The 22,611-nt window shown below is 73.3% G+C and carries 16 protein-coding genes; 6 read left to right on the forward strand and 10 right to left on the reverse strand.

Annotated features, from left to right (window positions below; all coding sequences use genetic code 11):
• Positions 1–110 precede the first annotated feature (110 nt).
• From AB0M26_RS08345 to AB0M26_RS08355, 3 genes are all read right to left on the reverse strand, one after another.
• Positions 111–2,951 carry an AAA family ATPase gene (locus AB0M26_RS08345; protein WP_365256525.1) on the reverse strand — a complete coding sequence of 947 codons (2,841 nt, stop codon included), beginning with the start codon at positions 2,949–2,951 and terminating at the stop codon, positions 111–113.
• 80 nt (positions 2,952–3,031) lie between these two features.
• Complete coding sequence (locus tag AB0M26_RS08350) at positions 3,032–5,947, reverse strand: AAA family ATPase (RefSeq protein WP_365256528.1); 2,916 nt, start codon at positions 5,945–5,947, stop codon at positions 3,032–3,034.
• Positions 5,948–6,552: 605 nt separating this feature from the next.
• The gene (locus AB0M26_RS08355) at positions 6,553–7,335 is read right to left on the reverse strand and encodes a polysaccharide deacetylase family protein (protein ID WP_365256531.1); all 783 of its coding nucleotides are present in this window, start codon (positions 7,333–7,335) and stop codon (positions 6,553–6,555) included.
• A 927-nt stretch (positions 7,336–8,262) separates the two neighbouring features.
• Between AB0M26_RS08355 and AB0M26_RS08360 the strand changes: the two genes are divergently transcribed.
• Entirely contained in the window at positions 8,263–9,648 is a 1,386-nt protein-coding gene (locus AB0M26_RS08360) for an MFS transporter (protein WP_365256534.1), read from the forward strand.
• Between the two features lie 88 nt (positions 9,649–9,736).
• Here AB0M26_RS08360 and AB0M26_RS08365 read toward each other — a convergent pair whose 3' ends face one another.
• The 4 genes from AB0M26_RS08365 to AB0M26_RS08380 form a co-directional block, all read right to left on the reverse strand.
• Positions 9,737–10,465, reverse strand: coding sequence for a CsbD family protein (locus AB0M26_RS08365; RefSeq protein ID WP_365256537.1), 729 nt, complete (start codon positions 10,463–10,465; stop codon positions 9,737–9,739).
• A gap of 91 nt (positions 10,466–10,556) precedes the next feature.
• On the reverse strand, positions 10,557–12,470 hold the full coding sequence (locus AB0M26_RS08370) for a helix-turn-helix domain-containing protein (RefSeq protein WP_365256540.1): 1,914 nt from the start codon (positions 12,468–12,470) through the stop codon (positions 10,557–10,559).
• 188 nt (positions 12,471–12,658) lie between these two features.
• Positions 12,659–13,504, reverse strand: coding sequence for a 3-hydroxybutyrate dehydrogenase (locus tag AB0M26_RS08375; protein ID WP_365256543.1), 846 nt, complete (start codon positions 13,502–13,504; stop codon positions 12,659–12,661).
• Between the two features lie 55 nt (positions 13,505–13,559).
• Positions 13,560–14,039: an NUDIX domain-containing protein gene (locus tag AB0M26_RS08380; RefSeq protein WP_365256546.1), complete on the reverse strand. Its 480-nt coding sequence runs from the start codon at positions 14,037–14,039 to the stop codon at positions 13,560–13,562.
• 186 nt (positions 14,040–14,225) lie between these two features.
• On the opposite strand from AB0M26_RS08380, the gene AB0M26_RS08385 reads away from it, so the two are divergent.
• On the forward strand, positions 14,226–15,431 hold the full coding sequence (locus AB0M26_RS08385) for an O-antigen ligase family protein (protein ID WP_365256549.1): 1,206 nt from the start codon (positions 14,226–14,228) through the stop codon (positions 15,429–15,431).
• A 4-nt stretch (positions 15,432–15,435) separates the two neighbouring features.
• On the opposite strand, the gene AB0M26_RS08390 is transcribed toward AB0M26_RS08385, so the two are convergent.
• Positions 15,436–15,999, reverse strand: coding sequence for a hypothetical protein (locus tag AB0M26_RS08390; protein ID WP_365256552.1), 564 nt, complete (start codon positions 15,997–15,999; stop codon positions 15,436–15,438).
• A 124-nt stretch (positions 16,000–16,123) separates the two neighbouring features.
• The gene (locus tag AB0M26_RS08395; protein WP_365256555.1) at positions 16,124–16,912 is read right to left on the reverse strand and encodes an aspartate/glutamate racemase family protein; all 789 of its coding nucleotides are present in this window, start codon (positions 16,910–16,912) and stop codon (positions 16,124–16,126) included.
• A gap of 457 nt (positions 16,913–17,369) precedes the next feature.
• Between AB0M26_RS08395 and AB0M26_RS08400 the strand changes: the two genes are divergently transcribed.
• Entirely contained in the window at positions 17,370–18,635 is a 1,266-nt protein-coding gene (locus AB0M26_RS08400; RefSeq protein WP_365256558.1) for a glycosyltransferase, read from the forward strand.
• Positions 18,636–18,731: 96 nt separating this feature from the next.
• On the opposite strand, the gene AB0M26_RS08405 is transcribed toward AB0M26_RS08400, so the two are convergent.
• Complete coding sequence (locus AB0M26_RS08405; protein WP_365256561.1) at positions 18,732–20,066, reverse strand: TerD family protein; 1,335 nt, start codon at positions 20,064–20,066, stop codon at positions 18,732–18,734.
• A 314-nt stretch (positions 20,067–20,380) separates the two neighbouring features.
• Here AB0M26_RS08405 and AB0M26_RS08410 point away from each other — a divergent pair, with 314 nt between their 5' ends.
• From AB0M26_RS08410 to AB0M26_RS08420, 3 genes are all read left to right on the forward strand, one after another.
• Complete coding sequence (locus AB0M26_RS08410; protein WP_365256564.1) at positions 20,381–20,887, forward strand: DUF6643 family protein; 507 nt, start codon at positions 20,381–20,383, stop codon at positions 20,885–20,887.
• A gap of 130 nt (positions 20,888–21,017) precedes the next feature.
• A complete protein-coding gene (locus AB0M26_RS08415; RefSeq protein WP_365256567.1) occupies positions 21,018–21,842 on the forward strand; it encodes an MOSC N-terminal beta barrel domain-containing protein in 825 nt (274 codons plus the stop codon).
• Positions 21,843–21,985: 143 nt separating this feature from the next.
• Complete coding sequence (locus tag AB0M26_RS08420; RefSeq protein WP_365256570.1) at positions 21,986–22,579, forward strand: hypothetical protein; 594 nt, start codon at positions 21,986–21,988, stop codon at positions 22,577–22,579.
• The last annotated feature ends 32 nt before the right edge of the window (positions 22,580–22,611 follow it).

A 22,611-nucleotide genomic window follows, 5' to 3' on the forward strand; every position in this document is an offset into this window, starting at 1 on the left:
TACTCGCCCTCTCCACGCTAGATCACCACAGCCGGAGCGGAATTCCGGGACACGTCGGCCACCCGCGATCGGACGCACGCGGCCACCCCCCGGCGGCCGCGCGCCCGGGATCACCGGCGGCCCGCGATGTACGTCGCCAGTTCCACCCGCGAGGACAGCGCCAGCTTGGCGAGGATGCTGGAGACATGCGACTGCACGGTCCGCCGGGAGACGAACATCTGCGCCGCGATGGTGGGGTTGGACAGCCCCTCGGCGACCAGAGCGGCCACCCGGTGCTCGGTTTCGGTCAGGGCGGCCCAGCCGCTGGTCGGGCGCCGTTCGCGGCGGCGCTGCCGACGCCGTACGACACCGTGCGCGCCGAGCCGCGCCTCCGCCTGCTCGGCGCACCAGTCGGCGTGCAGGTCCGCGTACATGCCGAGGGCCGTGTCGAGTTCGGTGCGCGCTTCGTCCATCCGGCCGGCCTCGGCCAGGACGGCGGCGGCGTCCTCGTGGTACTGGGCACGGGAGACTGCCCAGTTGCTGCGGGCGTAGGCATCGGCCGCGGCCGCCATGACGGCGGGGTCCGCGTCGAGCAGCCCCCGGCAGTGGGCGGCGATGCCGCGCATCCTGAGGGTGGCGTGCTGCTCCGAGGCGTTGCGCAACTCCAGTGACACCGTCACGTCCTCCGCCGTCGCCCGGTCGCCCGCCTCCAGGGCCAGGCGCACCAGATCGGCGGCGCGGCACGGGATCGCCCGGCCCGTCACGGGCCCGAAGCCGTGCCGCCACCCTTGCCGCAGATCCGTCAGGGCCTCCTGCCGGTGGCCCTGCGCCTGAAGCAGGATCTGCTGCGCCCAGTGGACCAGGTACTCGTAGTACGTGGTCGTGGGCGAGGGGGTGGTGACCTGGTCCGCGGCGGCCAACCGGGCCTTGGCGGTGGCGAATTCACCGCGGTACGCGGCAATGAGCGCCGCGAGCCCCTGGAAGGCCCGGGGGATGCCCAGATAGGCGGGGAGTTCGAGGGCGACGTCGATCTCGGCGAGGGCGTCGTCCCACTGCCCGGAGTGGAACATGAAGGTGGCACGGCACATATGACACGTCGCCAGAAGGATGCCACCGCTGCGTTCCGCGAGTTCGAACCCGGCTTCGAGACCCGTTTGCGCCTCCGGCCCCCGGTCGAGCTCGAACAGGCAGGCCGCACGGATGAGTTGGAGCGCGACCTGTCGGTGGGTGTTCATGGGCTGGGCCCGCGCCGACTGCAGCGCGTGGTCGGCGCCCTCCACGGCTGCCGCGATCTCCCCGCGCACCTGCCGGATGCCGACCAGCGTCTGGAGCGCGTCGATCGTGGCGTCCGTCTGCTCCGTCCCCCTGGCGCGCTCCTGGACCTTCCGGGCGGCCGCTTCGGCCTCGTCCAGATTCCCGAGGAAGTACATCGCGGTGGAGAGGAAACCCTGGAAGCGCAGCGTCTCCTCCGGGGACAGCGTGCCCGGGGCCAAGGCCTCCCGGGTGCGCTGGGCAGCCCCTTCGAGCTGCCCGGAGACGGTGTCGGCCTGCACGAGGACCCACAGCAACTCGGCGCGCAGGGCATTGTCGTGCAGACCTCTCAACGCAGCTTCCGCCCGTTCGCGCGCATCGGACGCGCGCCCGTCCCACAGCAGCGCGTAGGCCAGCATGAGCTGAAGGGTGTCGCCGCGCGTGTCGTCGGAGGCCGTCTCCTTGAGCACCTGGCCCAGGAGCTCGACCCCGAGGGCGGGGGCGCGCAGGATGAGCGTCCCCGCGTTGTTGAGCAGCCAGTCGACCGTGCCATCCCAGCCGTACCCGGCTCCCAGCAGGAGGTGTTCCGCGACGCGCTCCACGGGTGCGCCGCTGCGCGCCAGGGCGCGGGCGACGGCCGTATGGGAGGCCGCCCGCGACGGGGTCGACTCGTAGAGCGCCTGCCGGATGAGGTCGTGGCGGAAGGCGAGCCGGTCGCCGCACTCCGTCAGAGCGCCGCAGCGTACGACCTCCAGAACCGGCTCGACGAGCTTGGCCGCCGAGTGGCCTGTGACGGTCGAAAGGTCCGAGACCGTGAAGCTCGATCCCAGCAGCGAGGCGGCGCGCAGCAGGGCCAGGCCCTCATCGGAGATCCACTCCAGCCTGCTGAGGACCGCCGAGGCCAGCGACTGCGGGACGGAGGAGGTGACGGCCTCCGCGGTTCCCTCGGCGACGCGGATCAGCCGGTCCCGCTCCAGGGACTCCACGACCTCGGTGACGAACAGCGGATTGCCCGACGCCCCGCGCAGCAGTCGGCGCAGCCGGGGGCCGATGGCCGTGCCCAGCAGATCCTCGGCCACCTTCGAGACCGCGTCGTCGCCCAGCGGGCCCAGCGTCAGCACGCGGGCGTCCCGCGCGGTGAGGCTGCGGCGCAGCCGCTCGAGCCCCTCGTCGGGCACCGGGCGGTACGCGCACACCACCGCCATGGGCAGGGTCGCCAGGGACTTGCCAAGCCGGTGGAGCAGCAGGAGGGACGCCTCGTCCGCCCAGTGCACATCGTCGATCAGCAGGGCCAGTGGACCCGAGGCGCACCACTCGTCGAGCAGCGCCAGAATCGCCTCGACGATCGCGAAGTCGGCGTCGCGGGCCTGCATGGCATCCGGCTGGCCCTCGCCGCGGATCATTGCGGCGACGCGCCGCACCCGTGGGTCACCGTCCGGGGCCCCGATCCCGAGGCACCGGCCGATGGCGGCGAACGGGACGCGGCGCTCGAGCTGTTCGGCCGCGCCCTCCAGGACCCGTACCCCGTGGCTGCGGGCATCGGCCGCGCTCGCCCTGAGCAGCGCCGTCTTCCCGATGCCCGGCTCGCCCTCCACCAGCACCGCCCGGCCGGACCGGGTCCCCAGGACCGTACGCGAGCGGGTGCCGACGCGGGCGATGACGGCATCCAGCGCGTGGCGTTCCGCTGCCCTGCCCGGCAGTTCGCCGTTCGGCCCGCTCATCTTCCCTCACCATCTGTCGGATCTCAGGTCGTCCTCCGTGCACCGGTGGGCACGTGCCGCAGCGCCCGTCCCGGCACCGCTCAACGGCGCGGTAGGCCGCGGCCGCTGACGGTGTAGGTGCTCCCTTCCCCGGCGGGCCGGTGCGACGTACGGCCTCGGCCGGATGTGGCAAGCCCGTGTGCGGTGACCACCGTGGCGAGTTCGACACGGGAGGCGAGGCCGAGCTTGGAGAGGATGTTGGACACATGGGTCTGCACGGTCCGGCGTGAGATGCGCAGGCGCACGCCCACGTCCGGATTCGACAGGCCCTGGGCGACGAGCGAGGCGACGGCCAGTTCGGTGTCGGTGAGGCTGTCCCAGCCGGTGGCGGGGCGGCCCCGGAGTCCGCGGTGGCCCCGGCGGACTCCCAGGGCCCGCAGCTTCGACGCGGCCCGCGTCGCGTCCCAGGTGGCATTCAGGTCGGCGTAGATGTCCATGGCGCGGTAGAGCATCACGCGCGCCTCGGCCAGCCGTTTCGCCCGGGCCAGTGTGGCGGCCGCGTCCTCGTAGTAGCGGGCGCGGAAGAGGACCCAGGGGAGCCGGTCGTAGTAACCGGCCGCTTCCAGAAGGGTGTCCGGGTCGTTGTCGAGCAGGCCGCGGCAGTGGGCGGCGATACCGCTCATGTCGTCCAGCCCCTCGTCCCCGTCACCCGCGGCCGCCTTGGACTCGATCGCGGCGGTCATCTCGCGGGCTGCTTCGGTGTTCCCCGTGGTCAGGGCGAGGCTCACCGCTCCGGGGGCGAAGAAGGCGAGCACCGAGCACAGCACCGTGGCCAGGCCCTGTCGGCTGGAGTCGAGGCACCGGCTCAGGGCACGCTCGGGAGCGCCTTCCGCCTCGTCCACGAGGCAGCCGGCCCAGGCGGCGAGGAACGCGTAGAACCGCCCGTCCGGCGACCCGTCCTGCACGGCGCCGATATCGGCGAGGTGCGCGCGTGCGGTCGCGAGGTCGTTGCGGTGCACGGCGATGACGGCGGCCAGACTGTGCAGGGCCCGGGGCAGCGACTGGTCGGAGGGTTCGAGACCGGCCTGGATCTCCGCCAGCGCGTCGTCCCACCGGCCGTCGGCGAACATCACGAGCGCCCGGGACAGATCGCACAGCGGTACGTGGTCCCAGAGCTGCTTGGCGACCTGCTGGCCCGCTCGCATCGCGTCGTCGGCCTCCTGCGTACGGCCCAGCGCCAGCAGACAGTGGCCGCGGATCATGTGCAGCGGAATCCGCTTGTCCACGGGGGCGTTGGACTCGTGCGCGATCCGCAGCGCCCGGTCGGCCAGGTCGAGCGCCTCGGGGGTGCGCCGCTGCAGATGGTGCAGCACGGCCAGGGTCTGGAAGGCGTCCGAGAGGGCGTTGACGTCGCCGAGTTCCCGGGCGTCCCGCTCGGCCTGGCGCGCCGTCCGCTCGGCACGTTCGAGCTCCCCGAGGGTCAGCAGTACGACGGAGCCGAACGCCTGGAGCCGTACGGTCTCGACCCGGGAGAGGGAGACGGAGCTCAGCGCGTGCTCGATCTCGGCCCAGGCGAGGTCGGGGTGGCCGGCCACGTACGGGGCGCGGGCCAGGATCCACCAGAGGGCGCCCTCGGAGGTGCGGTCCTGATGGTGGGCGAGCACCTGGCGCGCCTGGTCCTCGGCCTCCGCCGCCCGGCCCGAGCGCAGGAGGGCCGCGGCGAGGAGGATGCGCAGCCGGTATCGGCGGGGCTCGGCCGCATCGGCGTAGTCCAGCGCCCGCCGCAGCAGTTCGACCGTCATCTTCGGGATGGTCACCATGAGGTGCTCGCCGTGTCCGGCCAGCCAGTCGACCACGCGGGGGCTGCCCGACGGGGTTCCCAGACCGAGGTGCTCGGCGATCAGTTCCGGTGGTGCGGAGGTCCCGGCGAGCGCAAGGCCCGCCTCCAGGTGCAGTGCCGCACGCAGCGGTGCCGGCAGGTCGTCGTAGAGCGCCTGGCGGATCACGGTGTGCCGGAACCAGAACCGGCCGCCCCGCTCCGAGAGGACACCGGCGTCGCAGGCGTCGAGCAGGATGCCCAGCACGTCGGGCACGGGCCGTTCGGCGACGGCGGCCAGGTCCTCCACTGTAATCGCGGAACCGAGCACGGAGGCGACGCGCAGGACGGACAGCGCGTCGGAGGACATGAAGTCCAGCCGGTGCAGGACCGCGGCACCGGGCGACGGGCTGTCGGGGGCGAGCGTGGTCTCCGCCTCCCCGTCCCTGACCCGGATCTGGTCACCGGCCGTGAGGGTCTCGACCATCTCGGTGATGTAGAGCGGGTTCCCTCCGGCGTCCTTCATCAGGTGCAGCAGCCCGGGCCCGGGGCTGGCGCCGAGCATCTGGGTCACCAGTTCGCGGACCATGTCGTCGTCCAGGGGCTCCAGCGGCAGCACCGTGGCTCCCTGGGCCAGCAGGGCGCGGCGCAGGCGGTCGAGCTCCTTGCTTCGCGGGGGCGCGGTGCGGTAGGCGCCGACCAGCAGCAGGGGAAGCTGTCCGAGCGACTGGCCGAGCTCTCCGAGCACCCGCAGGCTGGCCCGGTCCGCCCAGTGCAGGTCGTCCAGCACGAGCACCAGCGGGCCCGACGCGCACAACTGGTCGACCTGCGCGAGGAAGGACTCCGCGAACCCGGCGTCGGCCGCGTCGACGCCCAGGGGCGCGCCGGACCATCCCTCGCCACGGATGAGCAGGCCGACGCCGGCCTCGTGGGCGTCACTGGGCGCGGTACGGCTCCCGAGGCAGCTGGAGATCGCCGCGAACGGCAGACCCTGCTCGATCTCTTCCGCGGCACCGCTGAGGACGCGCATTCCGAGGCGTTCCGCGTACATCCCCGTGAGATCCAGAAGCGCCGTCTTGCCGATCCCGGGCTCGCCCTCGACCAGCAGGGCGCGTCCCACGCCCCTGGACGCCTGGAGGACGAGCCGTTCCAGGTGGGCAGCCTCGACCCGTTCGAGCAGGCCTACGGGGAAGTCGCCCACCGCTGCCTCCCTCCGCCTGGAGGCCCATGTCTCAAGTGTGCGACGCCCGGGGTGCCTGCACCAGCGCCTGATCCGGGGACCGTACGGTCCGGCGTGAAGTCCCCTGCGGAACTGCCGTCCGCGGCGCCCGGACATGCGGAAACCGCGCCCGCCCCCCAGCGGCAAGAGATCATCGCGCGATTTCCTCCCTGGAGAGGAGCACTCCAAGCCCTCCGTTCACTGGCCGCCGTGGCGACGGGTTCCGGCTGGCCGAGCATGCGACGGGGGCGCGCGGGCAACATCCGCCAGATGGCGGATTTTTGCCCTCGGACGTCCGATGCGCCCTGCCATGGCCGGGGCCGTCGTCCGGGCTTCCGGGCATCGGCCCGCGTCCGCGCCGCGGAGAGCGGACGCAGGCTAGTCGCAGGAGCGGGCCGCCGTACAGGCCCCGTCTTCGAAGTCCGTCCATCCTGCCCGACCGTTTTCGCGCATGGCTCTCCTTTTTCGCGCATGGCTCTCCTTCCGGTCCGGGGCGGCATCACGGTCCGGGGCGGCATCACGGTCCGGGGCGGCATCCGGCCTGTACCGGCCGTCGGTACCGTCCGAATCCGGCGACCGACCGGGCATCAGGCCCTCCGGGAGCAGGGCCGGCTCCGCCGAAGGGCCCGCCAAGCCAGCTCCTGGACGCCCCGCATCGGACGGCTCACCGGGCGTTCCTGCACCCAGCTCCGGAACTGCTGGTCGGAGGTGGTGGATCGGACCAGCAGCCGGCGGATGCGGACCGGGTCGTCCCGTTCGGAGGAGTGGACGTTGCCCATGGCGCACGCTGCGGTGAAGCCCGCTTCCCGTACGGCCCGTCGCGTCGCGCGGCTGGAACGGCCGTGCGGATAGGCGAAGTGCGGCACGGCGTGGCCGACGAGGTCCTCCAGTTCGCGCTTGGACTCCGCGATCTCCCGCCGTACCGCGTCCAGGGTCACCGCCTCCAGATGCGGGTGCGTACGGGGATGGGCCCCGATGTCGAAGTCGGCCTGGTCCAGTTCGCGTATCTGCTGCGCGGTGAGCATGTCGGCAGGTGGCAGGAAGCCGTGCGCGGGCACGTCCGGGAGGACGGCGCCCGTCGTGACGAACACACTGGCCGGTGCATCGTGGCGGGCCAGCAGCGGTGCCGCGGCCGTGGCGAAATCGGCGTACCCGTCATCGAAGGTGATGACGGCGGCGCACTCCGGGACGGGCGGGCCGCCGCGGAGCGCGCTGACGAGCTGCCGCAGCGGGATGACGATTCTGCCCGCGTCCCTGATGAGGCGGAGCTGCCGGGCCAGGTCCCGGGGAGTGACGGCGTACGGGGCGGTCCACGCGGGTGGGTCGTCCGACACGGAGTGGTAGCAGAAGACGGGGAGAGTCCTGGCCATCGTTGCTCCTGGCGCCCGGGGGCAGTGCGTCACGCGCCTTTCTGGGGAGGTGGGAGCGGCCCGGTACGCGGCCGGTCGTACGCGGTCCTACGCGGTCGTACGCGGTCCTACGCGGTCGGTGCCTTCCGGGCCCCGTTCGTGCCGGGGTCCTGGCCCCGTTGGTGCCGGGGTCCGGCCGTGGTGCCGGGGCCCGGCCGTGGTGCCGGGCGGTTCCGTCGCGAGTCGGCACGGTGGCCGGTCCTTCGGTGGCGGGTGTCCCCGGGGGGTGGGGTGCAGGTCCGGTCCCCCCGGGGGGGCCGCTCATGCCGTTCGCGACACCTCCACCCTGCCGTCCGGCCCCCGCCGCCGCGTCCGCCCCGAGGAGTCCGTTTCCGTACACCTCGGGCAGTACGGAGACGGCCGTGCACCTCCCGGGGGAGGCACAGGGCAGCCGGGCCGGAGGGCGGGGCCGCGGTCATTGCTCGGCGCAGCGCTGCAGCACGTCGCAGGTGAGCTGGAACTCCTCCATCAACCGGCTCGCCTCGAAGAGCAGAACCCCGTACGGCCGGGTCGGTTCCGCCACTTGCAGCGCGTCCCGCTCGACGCACTCCGCCTTCCGCGTTCCGCCTACGGCACTCCTGGGCGCCGCGGATGCGCTCGCGGGGCGGAATCGGTGGTCGAGCCGCGCGTGCCCGCACGTGGGGCGTCACACCCGTACGTGGCCCGGCCACGAATCGTGGAAGGGGCACCCGCAGTCCTGCACCGCGGGCGTGAGCTCGTCGAGGCCGCCCGCCCGTCGCCGGCACCGCGCGGGGCCACCGCGCATGGTGGGGGCGCGCACACCCGGAGTCCGAACTATGGTGTCCCGTCACATGGGCCGGTGACCTGCGTATTTCTACGGTGTGGCGACACGGAACCCGTCCCCGTCCCCGCCCGGAAGTGGTGACCATGGCAGCCCCGGCCTCCGCGCCCCCGCCCCCCGGCTCGCTCCGCCGCATCGTGGCCGCGAGCCTCATCGGCACCACCATCGAGTGGTACGACTTCTTCCTCTACGGCTCCGCGGCCGCTCTCGTCTTCAACCAGCTCTTCTTCCCCGGCTCCGACCCGCTCGTCGGCACGCTGCTCTCCTTCCTCACCTACGCGTTGGGATTCGCGGCCCGGCCCATCGGCGCCCTCGTCTTCGGCCACTACGGCGACCGGCTCGGGCGGAAGAAGCTGCTCGTGCTGAGCCTGCTGCTAATGGGCGGCGCCACCTTCGCCATCGGCCTGCTTCCCACCCACGCCGCCATCGGCTCCGCGGCCCCCCTCCTCCTCACCGGGCTGCGCCTGGTCCAGGGCTTCGCGCTGGGCGGTGAGTGGGGCGGCGCGGTGCTGCTGGTCTCGGAACACGGAGACGCCCGGCGGCGCGGGTTCTGGGCCTCGTGGCCGCAGACGGGCGCACCGGCCGGGCAGTTGCTCGCGACAGGTGTGCTCTCCGCGCTGACCGCGGTGCTCTCGGACGGCGCATTCACCGCGTGGGGCTGGCGGATCCCGTTCCTGCTGTCCGGCGTGCTGGTGCTGGTAGGGCTGTGGATCCGGCTGTCCGTCGACGAGTCGCCCGTCTTCAAGGAGGCCCTCGCCCGCGCCGAGGCGCGCAAGGCGGCGCAGAGGGACTTGGTGGAGCAGTTGCCGCTCGTCGCGGTGTTCCGGTATCACTGGCGGGACGTGCTGGTGGCGATGGGCGCTCGGATGGCGGAGAACATCAGCTACTACGTGATCACGGCGTTCGTCCTCGTCTACGCGACCAGCCGCGCGGGTCTGGACAAGCAGACGGCGCTGGGCGCCGTCCTCATCGCGTCCGCCGTGCACTTCGCGGTGATCCCGCTCTGGGGCGCACTGTCCGACCGGCTGGGACGGCGCCCCGTCTATCTGCTGGGTGCGGCGGGCGTGGGCCTATGGGCCTTCCCGTTCTTCGCGCTCATCGACACGCAGAGCTTCGGCGGTCTGCTGCTCGCGGTGACGGTGGGGCTGGTCTTCCACGGTGCGATGTACGCGCCGCAGGCGGCGTTCTTCTCGGAGATGTTCGCAACGCGGATGCGGTACTCGGGGGCCTCGATCGGCGCGCAGTTCTCCTCGGTCGCGGCCGGAGCCCCGGCCCCGCTGATCGCCACTGCCCTGCTGGCCGACTACGGCAGCGCGACGCCGATCGCGCTCTACGTCATCGCGGCTGCGCTGCTCACACTGGTCGCGGTGGGAACGGCGCGGGAGACATGGCAACGCGACCTGGCGGCGATCGAGCCCGAGGCAGCGGCCGGTGGCGTCAAGGCGGCCGTCCCACCGGCCCGTACGGTCTGAGACCGCGGCCCCCCTGCCCCCACGTTCGACGGCTGCGCGGCCGGCTCCCCGCCGGGCCGCGCAGCCGCGCATCCGCGACCGCCGGCGGTCAGCGCTTGGGGCCGCTCCGGCTCGTGCTCTGCGCCTTGCTCTTCACGGCGCTCCTGGCGCCGGAGATGCTGCGCCTGGCCTGACCGGCCGCTTGCTTGGCCTGGCCCACCGCCTGCTTGGCCTTCCCCTTGGCCTGGCCGGCCATGCCGCGGGCACGCATGCTGTCGTCCCTGGTGACCTTGCCGGCCACGCCCCGGGCCCTGCCCTTCATCTTGTCGGCGGCGCCGCTGATCTTCCGCGCGGTGCCACTGGCCTTGCTCGCGGAGCTGCGGGCGCTCCCGCTCCGGCTCGAAGAAGTCGACCGGCTCGAGGAACTCGTCCGGCTTGAGGCGGTGGGCTTCTTGCTCGAGGCGGTGGGCTTCTTGCTCGAGGCGCTGCGTGCCGTGCCCGCAGAGCTCGACCGGCTCGCCGTGCTCCGCGTCTTGGAGGCCGTACTCGACCGGCTCGCCGTACTCCGGGTCTTGGACGCCGTACTCGACCGGCTCGCCGTACTCCGTGCCTTGGACGCCGTACTCGACCGGCTCGCCGTACTCCGCGCCTTGGACGCCGTACTCGACCGGCTCGCCGTACTCCGCGCCTTGGACGCCGTACTCGACCGGCTCGCCGTACTCCGCGCCTTGGACGCCGTGCCGGTCCTGCGTGCGGTGCCGTTGGACCTTCCCACCGTGCTGCCGGCCTTGCCGGCCGGGCTCTTCCGGTTACCGCTCTGGCCTCGCATGGAGCTCATGGAGCTGCCTCCTGTCGCGTTGAATTGGGACGGATTCGTCCGCAGTCCACGCTGCCGCAGGGTGTCCGGGCACGCACGCCGGGCGACGCCGTCAGCGGTCGACGGCGGTCGCCAGCCGGTGCAGCTTGAGGGCGAGCTGCACCTCCAGGGCGCGGGCGGGGGCTTGCCAGTCGGGGCCCAAGAGCCGTCCTATGCGTTCCAGCCGCTGGGCGACGGTGTTGACGTGCACGTGGAGTTCGTCCTTCGTACGGGCCGGGCTCATGCCGCAGGCGAAGTACGCCTCCAGGGTGAGGACGAGCTCGGTGCCCCGGCGCTCGTCGTACTCGGTGACGGCGCCGATGGTGCGCTGGACGAAGGCGCCCACATCGCGGCTGTCGGCGAGCAGCAGGCCGAGAAACCCGAAGTCCTCGGCGGCGGCGCCCTGTCCCGTCCGGCCGAGCAGGCGCAGCGCCTCCAGGCAGCGCCGGGATTCCGCGTATCCGGCGGCGACGGACCCCGGCCGGGTGACGGGCTCGGGCACCGGCGCGGACGCGCCGACCGTGACGGCATGGTGCACGGCGGTGCCGAGCTGCCGGGCGGCCTGCCGCGCGGTCGCGGCCGCGCTGCCGCCCTCCCGCAGCGGCAGCAGAAGGACGATGCCGCCGTCGCGCGCCGCGGCCAGCCCGTGCCGGGTGGCGGCCAGATGGGAGGCCGCGGACCACAGGCGTCGGCGGTCGGCGGTCTCCTGGCCGGCGGGCGTCGTCTCCGACGCCTCGGCGCGGGCGGAGAGGACCACGTGCTGCACGTCCAGGTCGGCGTCGAGCCGAGCGGCGCGCTCGCGCAGCAGCCGCGGGTCGCGATCGGCCGCGTCCAGCAGGTCGTCGAGGAGTTCACCGCGCACTCGCTGCTCGGCCTCACCGGCGGAGCGGCGGGCCAGCAGCAGCAGCGAGGTGACCATCGCGGCGCGCTCCAGTGTGCGCTGGTCGACCGGGTCGAGGCCGGGGTGCCCGTGGAGCACGAGGGCGCCGAGGAGTTCACCGCCCGCGGAGACGGCGGCCACCCGGTCGTCGCGATGGCGCACGGCGTGGCCGTCGGCGCGCGAGCGGTCGACGGCCTGCGCGGGCGCGGCGCCCGCCTCGGCGAACTCGACGGCGCCGTCCAGGACTTCGGCCACCGCATCGGCGACGTCCTCCACTCCCCCGCCGCGCAGTACGAGTTCGGTGAGCCGGTCGTGCACGCCGGATGCTCGCTCGATGACGCCGCTGCGGTCCCGGATGATCTCGTTGGCGGCCTCGAGTTCGGCGAGCGCGGAGCGGGTCTCGCCGAGCAGGTTCGCGGTGTCGATGGCGACGGCTGCGTGGGCGGCGAAGGACGCGAGCAGAGCGACCTGTTCGCGCTCGAATACACGGGCGCGCCGGTCGGCCGCGAAGAGCACGCCGATGACGCCGCTGCCGAGGACCAGCGGTACGCCGAGAATCGCCACCAGTCCCTCGTCCGCCACGCCCGCGTCGATGGTCCGGGTGTGCCGGAACCGCTCGTCGTCGAAGTAGCTGTCCGTCACGTACGGGCGTGAGGTCTGGGCGACGAGTCCGCCGAGCCCGTCCCCCATGCCGAGCCGCAATTGCTGGAAGCGGGCGGAGACCGACCCGTCGGTGACCCGCATATAGGTATCACCGGCCACGGGGTCGTTCAGGGTCATATACGCGACCTCGGTTCCCAGCAGCAAACGCGCGCGCTGCACGATCGCCTGCAGCACGGCATCGAGGTCCCGCAGCCCCGCGAGATCGTGTGCCGTCTCGTACAGCGCGGACAGTTCGGCCTCGCGGCGCCGCCGCCCCTCCAGTTCGCCCCGTACCCGCAGCGCGAGCAGTTTCCCGCTCTCCAGGGCGGCCACCTTCTCGGCAGGCGCCCCGTCGGCCCGGGCCCGCAGGACGGGGTGCTCGTACTCCTCCGCCGGGGCGCCGCGGGCGAGAAGCTCCAGGTATGGGGCTTCGGCTGCAGAGTGCTGCGTGCGGGGGCGGGCCATGGTCCCAGAGATACCTGCCGGGCCGCCGGATGTGCCAGTGGCCTGCGGCGGGTGCGCCATGGAGCCGTCCGCGTGACGCGCCTGCGCGGGGCTCCCGTCCGTATGGCTCCTGTCCGTACGGCTCCCGTCCGCACCGCTCCCTTCCGCGGGTTTTGCGCGGGGCCCGGCGCCGCCCCTCCCCGAGGGGGTCAGCGCGCGGTCCATCCGCCGTCGAGCGGGATCGAGGTGCCGGTGATGAACGAAGCCTGCGGCGAGCAGAGGTACGCGACCGCCTCGGCGACCTCCTCCGTCTCCACCAGCCGCTTCATCGCCGAGCAGGCGAGCAGCACCTCGGAGACGACGCGGTCCGCGGGAATGCCGTGCGCGGCGGCCTGGTCGGCGATCTGCCGCTCGACGAGCGGGGTGCGGACGTAACCGGGGCTGACGCAGTTGGATGTGACGCCATGGGGCGCGCCTTCGAGAGCGGCCACCTTGGAGAGCCCTTCGAGGCCGTGCTTGGCGGCGACATAGGCGGACTTGAAGGCGGAGGCGCGCAGTCCGTGCACGGACGAGATGTTGACGATCCGGCCCCACCCCCGCGCGTACATGTGCGGCAGCGCGCCGCGTACGAGCCGGAATGGCGCCTCCAGCATCACCTTCAGGACCGTGGAGAACGCCTCGGGAGGGAACTCCTCGATGGGGCTGACGAGTTGGAGACCCGCGTTGTTCACGAGGACGTCGGTGCCGGCCGCGGCCTGTTCCGCGGCGTCGAGATCGGTGAGGTCCAGGGTGTGCGGTTCGAGAGCTCCGGCCAGCCCGGCCGCCCCATCTGCGAGGGCGGCGAGCCCGTCGGCGTCCCGGTCCACGGCGCGTACTTCTGCCCCGGCTGCCGCCAGGCGCAGCGCGCAGGCGCTGCCGATGCCGCTTGCGGCACCGGTGACGAGCGCGGTACGGCCGACGAGGTCGAGGCCGACGGTGCGATGGTCCGGGCCGGGGGCGGGCCCTGGGTCAAGGTCTGGAGCAAGCCCGGGGCCGGGCGGGGAGGGCGCGGTCATGTGCGGAATCCTAGGGAGCGGGCGCGTCACCACCGATGTGGCGTTTGCACACAGTTCAGTGCGCGATGGTGGGGTCGAACCACGCGGGGCCGTCCTCCAGGGCCTGCTTGATCCGCATGCGGGCGAAGTCCTCGAGGTCGGGCAGCGCGTCCAGCGGGAACCACCGCACGTCCAGCGACTCCTCGTCGTTGACGCGCGCCTCGCCGCCGACGGCGCGGCAGCGGAACGTGATGTCCATGAATTGGCAGACGTCGCCATTGGGATAGCACATGGGCTCCAGCGCCTGGACGAGGACCACCCGCTCGGGCACGCAGTGCACCGCCGTCTCCTCCAGGACCTCGCGGACGGCGGTCCGTGCGGGCTGCTCGCCGGGTTCGCCGATGCCTCCGATGATCGACCACCGGCCCGTGTCCGCGCGGCGGCCGAGCAGCACGCGGCCGTCGTCGTCGAAGACGATGGCGCTGACGCCGGGGAGCCAGAGGAGCTGGTGGCCGGCCTTCGCACGCAGCTCACGGATGAAGTCGGGTGTCGCCATACCCCGAGCGTATCCGTAAGGCGCATTCCGTCCCTGCCGTCCCGCCTCTCTCACATACCGCACGGTTTCTTCGCAATGGCTCCACACGCCCGTGCCGCAGCCGTTACGGTGTGGCCAACCACGTGCCCGCGGGCGGCGTTTCCCCCCACCGCCGCGAGCGGCGCCCGTCTCAGGGGGGTTGACGGGATGGCGTCTGCCGCGAGGCCCGCCGTAGGGGAAGCCGCAGGCGAGAGGGGGAGCACGGGCGCCGCCGACGTGACGGGCGTGCTCGTCCTCGGCTGCTGCGCCGGCTGGGCGCTGATCACCGCTGCGGGCCGGGAGGCCCGTCCCGAGGGGGTGCTCCTCGCTCTGCTCGCGGTCGCCGCGGGGTATGCCTGCGGACGGATCGGCGGAGCGGTGCTGCCGGTCGCCGTACCGGCATGCGCGGCGATCACCGGAGCGGCCCTGGCGTACGCCGCTCCGTACGGGCTTCCCGGCGTCGCCGTCGATCCACCGCCCGGGCACACCGGCGCGCACGCGGCCCTGTTCGCCCTCGCCTCCGGTGCCGCGTGCTGCTCGGCCTGGGCCGCCAGGTCCCCCGCGGCGCGGTTGTGTCTACGGCTGCCGGCCGTCGCCATCGCCGGTGCCGCCCTGGCCGCGGGCTCGCCCGCCGGGTGCGTCGCCGCGGCTGTCGTCCTGCTGTGTTCGCTGGCCGCCGCGCCGATGCGCAGGCACCGGGCGACCGGACTGGCCGGGCTCGCCCTCGCCGGGACGGTCGTCGCGGGAGTGGCCTGGGCCGTCGCACAGGACGTGCTGCCAACGGGACTCGCGGTGTCGCTGGAGGGACAGCTCACCGAGCGGCGGGTCCTGCTCTGGCACGACGCGGCAGCCCTGGCCGCGGGGAATCCGGTGCTGGGCACCGGTCCCGACCGGTTCGGGGATCTGAGCCCCGCGGCGCAGGGCATCACGAGTTCGGGCGGCAAACCGCACTCGGCCGTACTGCAGCTCGCCGCCGAACAGGGGCTGCCGGGCTTGCTCCTCCTGAGCGCGGCTTCACTGTGGCTGCTGCACTCGCTGTGGCGCTCTCCGCGGTCGACGCAGGTGGTGCTCACGGCGGGCGCGGCGTTGACGGTCGTGGCCGCAGTGGCGAGCGTCGGCAACGCGTTGAGCTTTGCGCCGGTGACGGCCGGCGCGGGATTCCTCGCGGGTCTGGCCACGGCCCGCCCGCTCGGCGCCGCCCATGGGCCCACCGATGCCGAACCCGGCGCGGACACGGAGTCGGCCGCCGGACCCGACGCAGAGCCCCGGGTCACGGCGGGGCCGTTGCATGCGGCCCCTTCGTCGCTGCCGGGCAGCAACCCCCTGAGCAGGGGGCACGTGGATTGGGAGCCTGCAGGTTCCCTGGATCCGTAAGACGTCAGGCCTGAGCCGTTGGGCGCGTCTGGGCCATTCGGACGATGCGGTCCCGGATCACGCGCACCGCGTCCTCGGCGTCGTCGACGGTCACCGTGAAGATGCGGCCGTCCCCCAGCCGTACGACCAGGCCCTCGCCACGGCGTACGACCACGGCCGTGCCCTTCTCCGGGCGCCAGCGGTAGCCCCAGCCGCCCCATTCGTGGGGAGTGACGCGGGGCGCGAAGTAGGCGCCGACCACGTTCTCCATCGGGATCCGGCGGCGCGGCAGACCGACGTGGCCGCAGCGCACCTCGACCGCATCCGCGTCGACTCGCACATGGACGTGCACAAAGGCGAGCGTTCCGAACAGGATCAGCAGGCCGGTCGCCACGCACCCGATGACGGACATCAGAAGCGGGGCGATGCTCGACGTCCAGGGGGAGTCCACGGCGAGCTCGATCCCGAGGGCCATGCAGGCGGCGCCGAGAGCGGCGAGAGGCCACTGCGCGCGGTTGATCGCACGCCCGGTCCAGACCTCCGGGACGCCCTCTGCCGCGCGGGATGCGCCGTGACGGTGGTCCCTCATGGACGTGAGAGTACCTGTGATCGCCGGGGGGAGCAGGGTGTCGTCACCGACGACTTTCCGTGCCCGGCCCTGTGCGATCAAGGTGCGGCGGCCTCTGGTCCCGGGACCCCGCGGCGCGCTCGATCTACCGGGGTGCGGGGCTCGCGGCTGTCAGCGCGCGCCCCTCGGCGTACGCCAGGGCGGCGCTGGGGAGAACGGCTTCGTCGCCGCTGAGGATCACCGTCAGCCCCTCAGAGGGTGCGGCGGCGGGGGCGGGCTCCGCGCCGATCCGGCGGAGCGCCTGTGCGGCCACGGCCCCGGCGGAGCCGTGCAGCGCGACCGTGTGCCGCCCCGGCTGCTGTACGGCGGCACGGATCCGTTCGGCGACCAGCTCGTAGTGGGTGCAGCCCAGCACCAGGGCTTGGATCCCCCCGGGCGTGCCGTCGGCGGCCGCGGCGATCGCCGCGGCGATCGCCCGCTCGTCCGCGCGCTCCACGGCGTCGGCGAGCCCGGGGCACGCGACCTCCGTGGTCACCACCCCTTCGGCGAAGTCCGCGATCAGCCCGCGCTGATAGGCGCTGCCGGTGGTCGCGGGCGTGGCCCAGATGGCGACGGGCCCTCCTGTCGCGGTCGCCGGCTTGATCGCCGGGACCGTACCGATCACCGGCAGGGCGGGCTCGAACTCCGCGCGCAGCGCGGGCAGGGCGTGCACCGAGGCGGTGTTGCAGGCGACGATCAGCGCGTCCGGCCGGTGCCCGGCCGCGGCACGCGCGCAGGCGAGCGCGTGGGCGGTGACGTCCTCTGGGGTACGCGGCCCCCACGGCATGCTGCGCGGGTCCGAGCTGAGGATCAGAGAGGCATCGGGGCGCAGCCGCCGGACAGCGGCGGCAGCAGGCAGAAGTCCGAGCCCGGAGTCAATCAGCGCGATCTTCACCCGGCAAACCCTATGCGATCGGGTCTCAGCCCCACCCCGCGGGCCGGGAACCGCCGGGATTTCCGCGATCGATTCGGACGGCGACGGGTCGACCGTTCAGGCCCGTGACCACGCAACTGTTTCAGCAGGTGCGCCGACGACCGCTGAACCGGCGACCGTACGAGGCCCTGGCGGGTGCCGGGGCTGCCACCACTGCGGGTGGCGGGGAGCCGTTCACTGCGGGTGGCCGGGGGGGCCGTTTTCGGACCGTGACCAGGCAGCCGCTCCGGCGGGGCGGCCCTTTCGGGCCCGCGCGGGGGAACCGCTCCCCCTCATCGGCCCGGGGGCCTGGCGCGCGCCCCGGTCCTGCCGCGTCGCGGCGGTGGGTGCGGGCCGACCGGGGGCCGCCGTCGTCGTTGCCCGCGAAACGCCCCTGCACAGCGGGGGCGTGGCCGGTGCCGTCCGGCAGACTGCCCGCGTGAGCGCATGGACGTGGATCGCTGCCGGATCGTTCGGCGTGTGGGTGTGGCTGCTGCTCGGGCACGGGGGCTTCTGGCGGACCGGGCTGCGCCTGCCGGAGGGGCCCACGGAGGGCGTTGCGGATGCATGGCCGTACGTCGCCGTGGTCGTACCCGCACGGGACGAGGCCGAGGTGCTCCCCCGCAGCCTGGGCTCCCTGCTCGCCCAGGACTACCCGGGCCGCGCCGCGGTGTTCCTCGTCGACGACGGCAGCACCGACGGCACCGGGCGCATCGCACGCGAACTGGCCGCCGCGTCGGGCGGTCTGCCGCTGACGGTGTCCTCCCCGGGCGAACCGGAGCCCGGCTGGACCGGCAAGCTGTGGGCCGTGCGGCACGGCATCGCGCTCGCCCGCGCACAGGACGCCGCCCCCGGCTATCTGCTGCTCACGGACGCGGACATCGCCCATGCCCCGGACAGCCTGCGGGAGTTGGTGCGTGCGGCGCGTGCGGGGGACCTCGATCTGGTGTCGCAGATGGCGCGGTTGCGCGTCGCGACCGCCTGGGAGCGGCTGATCGTCCCGGCGTTCGTGTACTTCTTCGCCCAGCTCTATCCCTTCCGGCGGGTGAACCGGCCCGGGGCGCGGACGGCCGCGGCGGCGGGCGGTTGCGTTCTGCTGCGCAACGACACGGCGGCCCGTGTCGGCGTTCCGGCGTGCATCCGTCAGGCGGTGATCGACGACGTGGCGCTTGCGCGTGCGGTCAAGCGCGGCGGCGGTCGGATCTGGCTGGGGCTGGCGGACCGGGTGGACAGCGTGCGGCCCTATCCACGGCTGGGCGAGCTGTGGCGCATGGTGTCGCGCAGCGCGTACACCCAACTCCGCCACAGTCCCCTGCTCCTGGCGGGGACCGTGGCGGGTCTGTCGCTGGTCTATCTGGCGCCCCCGGTCGCTCTGGTGGGCGGCGCACTGCACGGGAGGCCGGTCGCGGCGGTGACGGCCGGTGCGGCGTGGGCGGTGATGAGCGGCACGTATCTGCCGATGCTGCGCTACTACGGGCAGCCATGGTGGTCCGCGCCCCTGCTGCCCTTCGTCGCCGGCCTCTATCTCCTGATGGCACTCGACTCGGCCCGGCAGCACTACCGTGGCCGGGGCGCCGCCTGGAAAGGGCGGACCTACCCCCGCCCGGAGCGGCGGGGGCAGCCCGTACCGCACGAGCGGACACCAGCGGCCCGGCGTTCGCTCCGCGCCGCGGACGGCACCGCGGACGAGGGCCGGGCCCACTGATCCGTCATGGGCCGAGCGCCCCGAGCCGCCGGATCCCGAGCGGACCGCCGCAAGCCGCTGGATCCCGACCCGGCGGAGGGTGAGTGGACGGGCCCGTCACTTACGGCCGGGAGTCCAGTTCATGCCCCAGCCGTAGGCGTAGTCGACGGTCCGCTGCGGGCTGACGCCGCGCTCGGGGACCAGATAACGAGCCTCCCGCTGGACCACGAGGTCCCCGCCCCCGGCGTTGGTGATGAGCGCGAGCGCGCACACGGTGGAGGGGACCGTGCACTCGTCAAGGGAGAAGTCGACCGGTGCGCCGTGCTCGGGCTGCAGCGTGACGGTGGCGTGCAGGTCGGCGAAGCTGCGGGCGCCCTCGTAGATCGTGACGAAGATCAGGATGCGCCGGAACCAGTCCTTGTGGTCGAGGTTCACCGTGAGGTTTTCACCGGAGGCCATGGCTCCGGTGCGGTCGTCGCCGTCGAGGTGGATGAACGGCGGCTGGTGCAGGGACCCGAACGCGTTGCCGAGAGCCTGTACGACACCCTTGCTGCCGTCGGACAGCTCGTACAGCGCGCAGAGGTCGAGATCGAGGTCGGAGTGCATGGCCATGGCCCGGCCGAGCTTGCTCCCCCAGCCCTTGAACTGCTTGTGCACCTGCCAGTTGAGGTTGACGCGCAGCGCACCGGACGTGCCGCCCTGCTTGGTGAGGGACACCGACGGCGCCTGCTTGGTGAGGGTGACTTTCGACAGGCTCACCGGGGCCGCGGCGGTCGGCGGGGCCGGCGGCCGCGCGGGCACCGGGGGCTGGACGGCCGGAGCGGGAGCTGGTGCAGGTGCAGGAGCCGGTGCAGGTTCCCGTACGGTCCGCGCCGCGGGGGGCGGGGCGGTGGCCGGAGCGGGAGCAGGTGCCGGAGCGGTCTGCGGTTCGTCGACCGTGATCCCGAAGTCCGTGGCCAGCCCGGCCAGTCCGGTGTCGTACCCCTGCCCGACCGCACGGAACTTCCACGCTCCCTGCCGGCGGTACAGCTCCCCCAGCACGAAGGCCGTCTCGACCGTCGCGTCATCGCTGTCGAAGCGCGCCAGCTCCGCGCCGCCGGCCGCGTCCAGCACCCGGATGGAGAGGCCGGGCACCTGCCCGAACGTGCCCCCGTCCGCGGACGCGGCCAGGACGACCCTGTCCACCGCAGGCTCGACCCTGGCGAGGTCCACCGACAGGGTGTCCGTGACGCCGCCGCTGCCCGAGCTCTTGCCCTCGTGGCGCACGGCCCCCGACGAGTGCGCCGGCTGGTTGTAGAAGACGAAGTCCGCGTCCGAGCGGACCTTTCCGGACGCCTGGAGGAGCAGGGCGGAGGCATCGGCGTCCGGGACCCCGGCGCCGGTGTGCCAGCCCAGCTCGACGCGCACCGAAGCTGCCGGAATCGGAACGTTGGTGCCCTTGCGCATCGCCATGCTCTTCCCCCTCGCCGTCCGCCGGAAGCGGTGTCAGGTCCGCCCGGAAGTCCCGGGGCTCGATATGTCCGGGACCAACCTAGAGCCCTGCACCCGCCGTGCGGTACGGAGAGAGCGCGCGCCAAAGGGGGTGCGCCCCCCTTGCCAACCCCGGGTAACCTGCGCGGAACTCGGCCTTTACGCAATTTCCCCGCGGCGAGAAGCCCTATTTCCCCGTCTTCGTTCGCATTGGCGCGCCACCGCCACTCCGAACCCGAGAATCAACCCTCTTATCGGTCTCCCCAACCAGCACATCGTGGGCTTAACTTTGGGGCATGACCTCCCCGCGCTCCACCTATGGCGGCGGTTACTACTCCGCGCCCCCCTTCCCGGACACGCCGATCTACGACAGCCTCGTCGCCGAGCGCGGCACGCCGCAGATCGCCCCGATCCGGGTGCCGTCCGCGTACGAGACCGGCAGTCACCTGCCGGCGCTCCCGTCGGCGCTGCCTGCCCTCCCGGCCGGCCCCTCCCAGCACCCCCAGTCCTCGTACGGCTATCCGCAGGCCATGCCGCAGCCCACCCCGCTGCAGCACGCCCCGGCGCCGTACATCCCCCAGCAGGCCACGGGCCCGCGCGGGTACCCGGGGCCGCAGCAGCACCCCATACCCCCCGGCGGCACGGGCTACGACCACATGCGTCCGGCCACGCCGCGCCCCGCCCCCGTCCGTCCCGCGCCCGCGCAGCGGCCGCCGCAGGCCCAGCGTCCGGCACCGGCCGCGTACGACGACCCGTACGGGCGGCAGTACCAGAGCCGTCCCTATCCGCCCCGGGGTTACTGACCCGGTCGGCAAGGGCCGCGAACCGCGCGAACGGTCGTGAGCCGGGCCTGACGCCTGCCCGCGTCTCCCCCGGTTCGCCGAAGAGCCGTCCGCCGGTCCGGCTGTCCGACCGGACTGGCAAACTGGGTCCATGCCGAACACAGTGCTCAGCTCGGTCCATCTCTATCCGGTCAAGTCGGTGGCGGGGTGCGCCCGGAGCGAGGCGGTCGTGGAGCCGTGGGGGCTCGCCGGGGACCGCCGTTGGCTGCTGGTCGAGCCCGACGGACGGTTCGTGACCCAACGGGAGCATCCGCGGCTGGCGTTGGCCTCGGCCACGCCGCTGCCCGATGGCGGAATCGAGGTCGCCGCACCGGGCAGGGAGCCGCTGGCCGTTGACGTGCCGGAGCCCTCCGCCACCACGGTCGTGGAGATCTGGCGCGACAAGGTCGAGGCGGTGCCGGCCGGTCCGGCGGCGGGCGCGTGGTTCAGCGACTGGCTCGGCACCGAGGTGCGGCTGGTGCATCTCGACGAACCCGCGCGCCGGCGGCCGGTCGATCCGCAGTACGGGCGCCCCGGCGAGACGGTGTCGTTCGCTGACGGCTTTCCCCTGCTGGTCACCACCGCGGCGTCCCTCGACGCCCTCAATTCCCTCATAGCGCAGGGCGACCACGCCGACGAGGGCCCGCTGCCGATGAACCGATTCCGTCCCAGTGTCGTCCTTGATGGTGCGACCCCTTGGGCCGAGGACGGCTGGATCCGGCTGCGCATCGGTGAGATCTCCTTCCGGGTCGTGAAGCCCTGTGGCCGCTGCGTCATCACCACCACCGACCAGCGCACCGCCGAGCGCGGCAAGGAGCCCCTGCGGACCCTCGCCCGCCACCGGCGGTTCGACGACAAACTGGTCTTCGGTCAGAACCTGATCCCGGAAGGTACCGGTACGATCCGGGTGGGCGACCCGGTCGAGATCGAGGGCTGACCTGCAAGCCGGGTGCGGACCAGGGGGCACGGGGCGAACCGGGGACACAGGGTGACGTTGCTCTCTCATGGCGCGTTCCGGGCATGTACCGCGCTCCATGCGGTAGTCGGTCAGTCGGAAGGGGGTGCGTGACCATGCGAGCGATGGCCGGAGTCTGGCGTTGGTGGCGCAACCCCCTGCGTCGGCGGACCGACCTGTTCGAGTCCTGGGTCGCGCTCCTCGCCGCCCTGTTCATCGCCGTTGGCGCTCCGGCGGCCGTTCTGACCGTGGCCTCCCTGGTCCAGGACTCGTTGGCGCAGACCGTCCGCGCGCAGAACGAGCATCGTCATCTCGTCCCGGCGACGGTGGTCCGGCTGCTGAAGCAGCCGCCCGTCGACCCCGACCCCGAGACCTCGTCGGCCCGCGACGCCCGGCACCGCGTGGTCGCCGCCTGGACCGCACCCGACGGGAGCGTGAACACCCGCCCGGTCGGGGCCCCTCGCGCGGTGACGCCCGGCGACCGGTTCCGCATCTGGATCGACGACCACGGCCGCCCGGTGAACCGCCCCATGGACGAGTCCGCCGCCGCCTCGCACGCCGCGCTCGCCGGTGTCGGGGCCGGTGCCCTGACCGCGGGCCTGGTGGAGGGCGCGCGTCGGCTGGCCGTCTGGCGCATCCTGCACCGGCGTTACGCGGAGTGGGACCGCGCCTGGGAGCGAGCCGGTCAGGACTGGGGCAGGACGGGCACAGGCAGCTGACCCGGCAACTCTTCCCCGTCACGCGCGCTACG

It is taken from the genome of Streptomyces sp. NPDC051776 (genome assembly GCF_040681345.1).
Lineage (GTDB): Bacteria > Actinomycetota > Actinomycetes > Streptomycetales > Streptomycetaceae > Streptomyces.

What these genes read in the sequence shown, in the direction of transcription:
- AB0M26_RS08410 (WP_365256564.1), top strand. Translation starts at nt 20,381, where the DNA reads ATGACCTCCCCGCGCTCCACCTATGGCGGCGGTTACTACTCCGCGCCC.
- AB0M26_RS08365 (WP_365256537.1), bottom strand. Translation starts at nt 10,465, where the DNA reads ATGAGCTCCATGCGAGGCCAGAGCGGTAACCGGAAGAGCCCGGCCGGC.
- AB0M26_RS08405 (WP_365256561.1), bottom strand. Translation starts at nt 20,066, where the DNA reads ATGGCGATGCGCAAGGGCACCAACGTTCCGATTCCGGCAGCTTCGGTG.
- AB0M26_RS08390 (WP_365256552.1), bottom strand. Translation starts at nt 15,999, where the DNA reads ATGAGGGACCACCGTCACGGCGCATCCCGCGCGGCAGAGGGCGTCCCG.
- AB0M26_RS08415 (WP_365256567.1), top strand. Translation starts at nt 21,018, where the DNA reads ATGCCGAACACAGTGCTCAGCTCGGTCCATCTCTATCCGGTCAAGTCG.
- AB0M26_RS08370 (WP_365256540.1), bottom strand. Translation starts at nt 12,470, where the DNA reads ATGGCCCGCCCCCGCACGCAGCACTCTGCAGCCGAAGCCCCATACCTG.
- AB0M26_RS08345 (WP_365256525.1), bottom strand. Translation starts at nt 2,951, where the DNA reads ATGAGCGGGCCGAACGGCGAACTGCCGGGCAGGGCAGCGGAACGCCAC.
- AB0M26_RS08355 (WP_365256531.1), bottom strand. Translation starts at nt 7,335, where the DNA reads ATGGCCAGGACTCTCCCCGTCTTCTGCTACCACTCCGTGTCGGACGAC.
- AB0M26_RS08420 (WP_365256570.1), top strand. Translation starts at nt 21,986, where the DNA reads ATGGCCGGAGTCTGGCGTTGGTGGCGCAACCCCCTGCGTCGGCGGACC.
- AB0M26_RS08385 (WP_365256549.1), top strand. Translation starts at nt 14,226, where the DNA reads ATGGCGTCTGCCGCGAGGCCCGCCGTAGGGGAAGCCGCAGGCGAGAGG.
- AB0M26_RS08375 (WP_365256543.1), bottom strand. Translation starts at nt 13,504, where the DNA reads ATGACCGCGCCCTCCCCGCCCGGCCCCGGGCTTGCTCCAGACCTTGAC.
- AB0M26_RS08360 (WP_365256534.1), top strand. Translation starts at nt 8,263, where the DNA reads ATGGCAGCCCCGGCCTCCGCGCCCCCGCCCCCCGGCTCGCTCCGCCGC.
- AB0M26_RS08380 (WP_365256546.1), bottom strand. Translation starts at nt 14,039, where the DNA reads ATGGCGACACCCGACTTCATCCGTGAGCTGCGTGCGAAGGCCGGCCAC.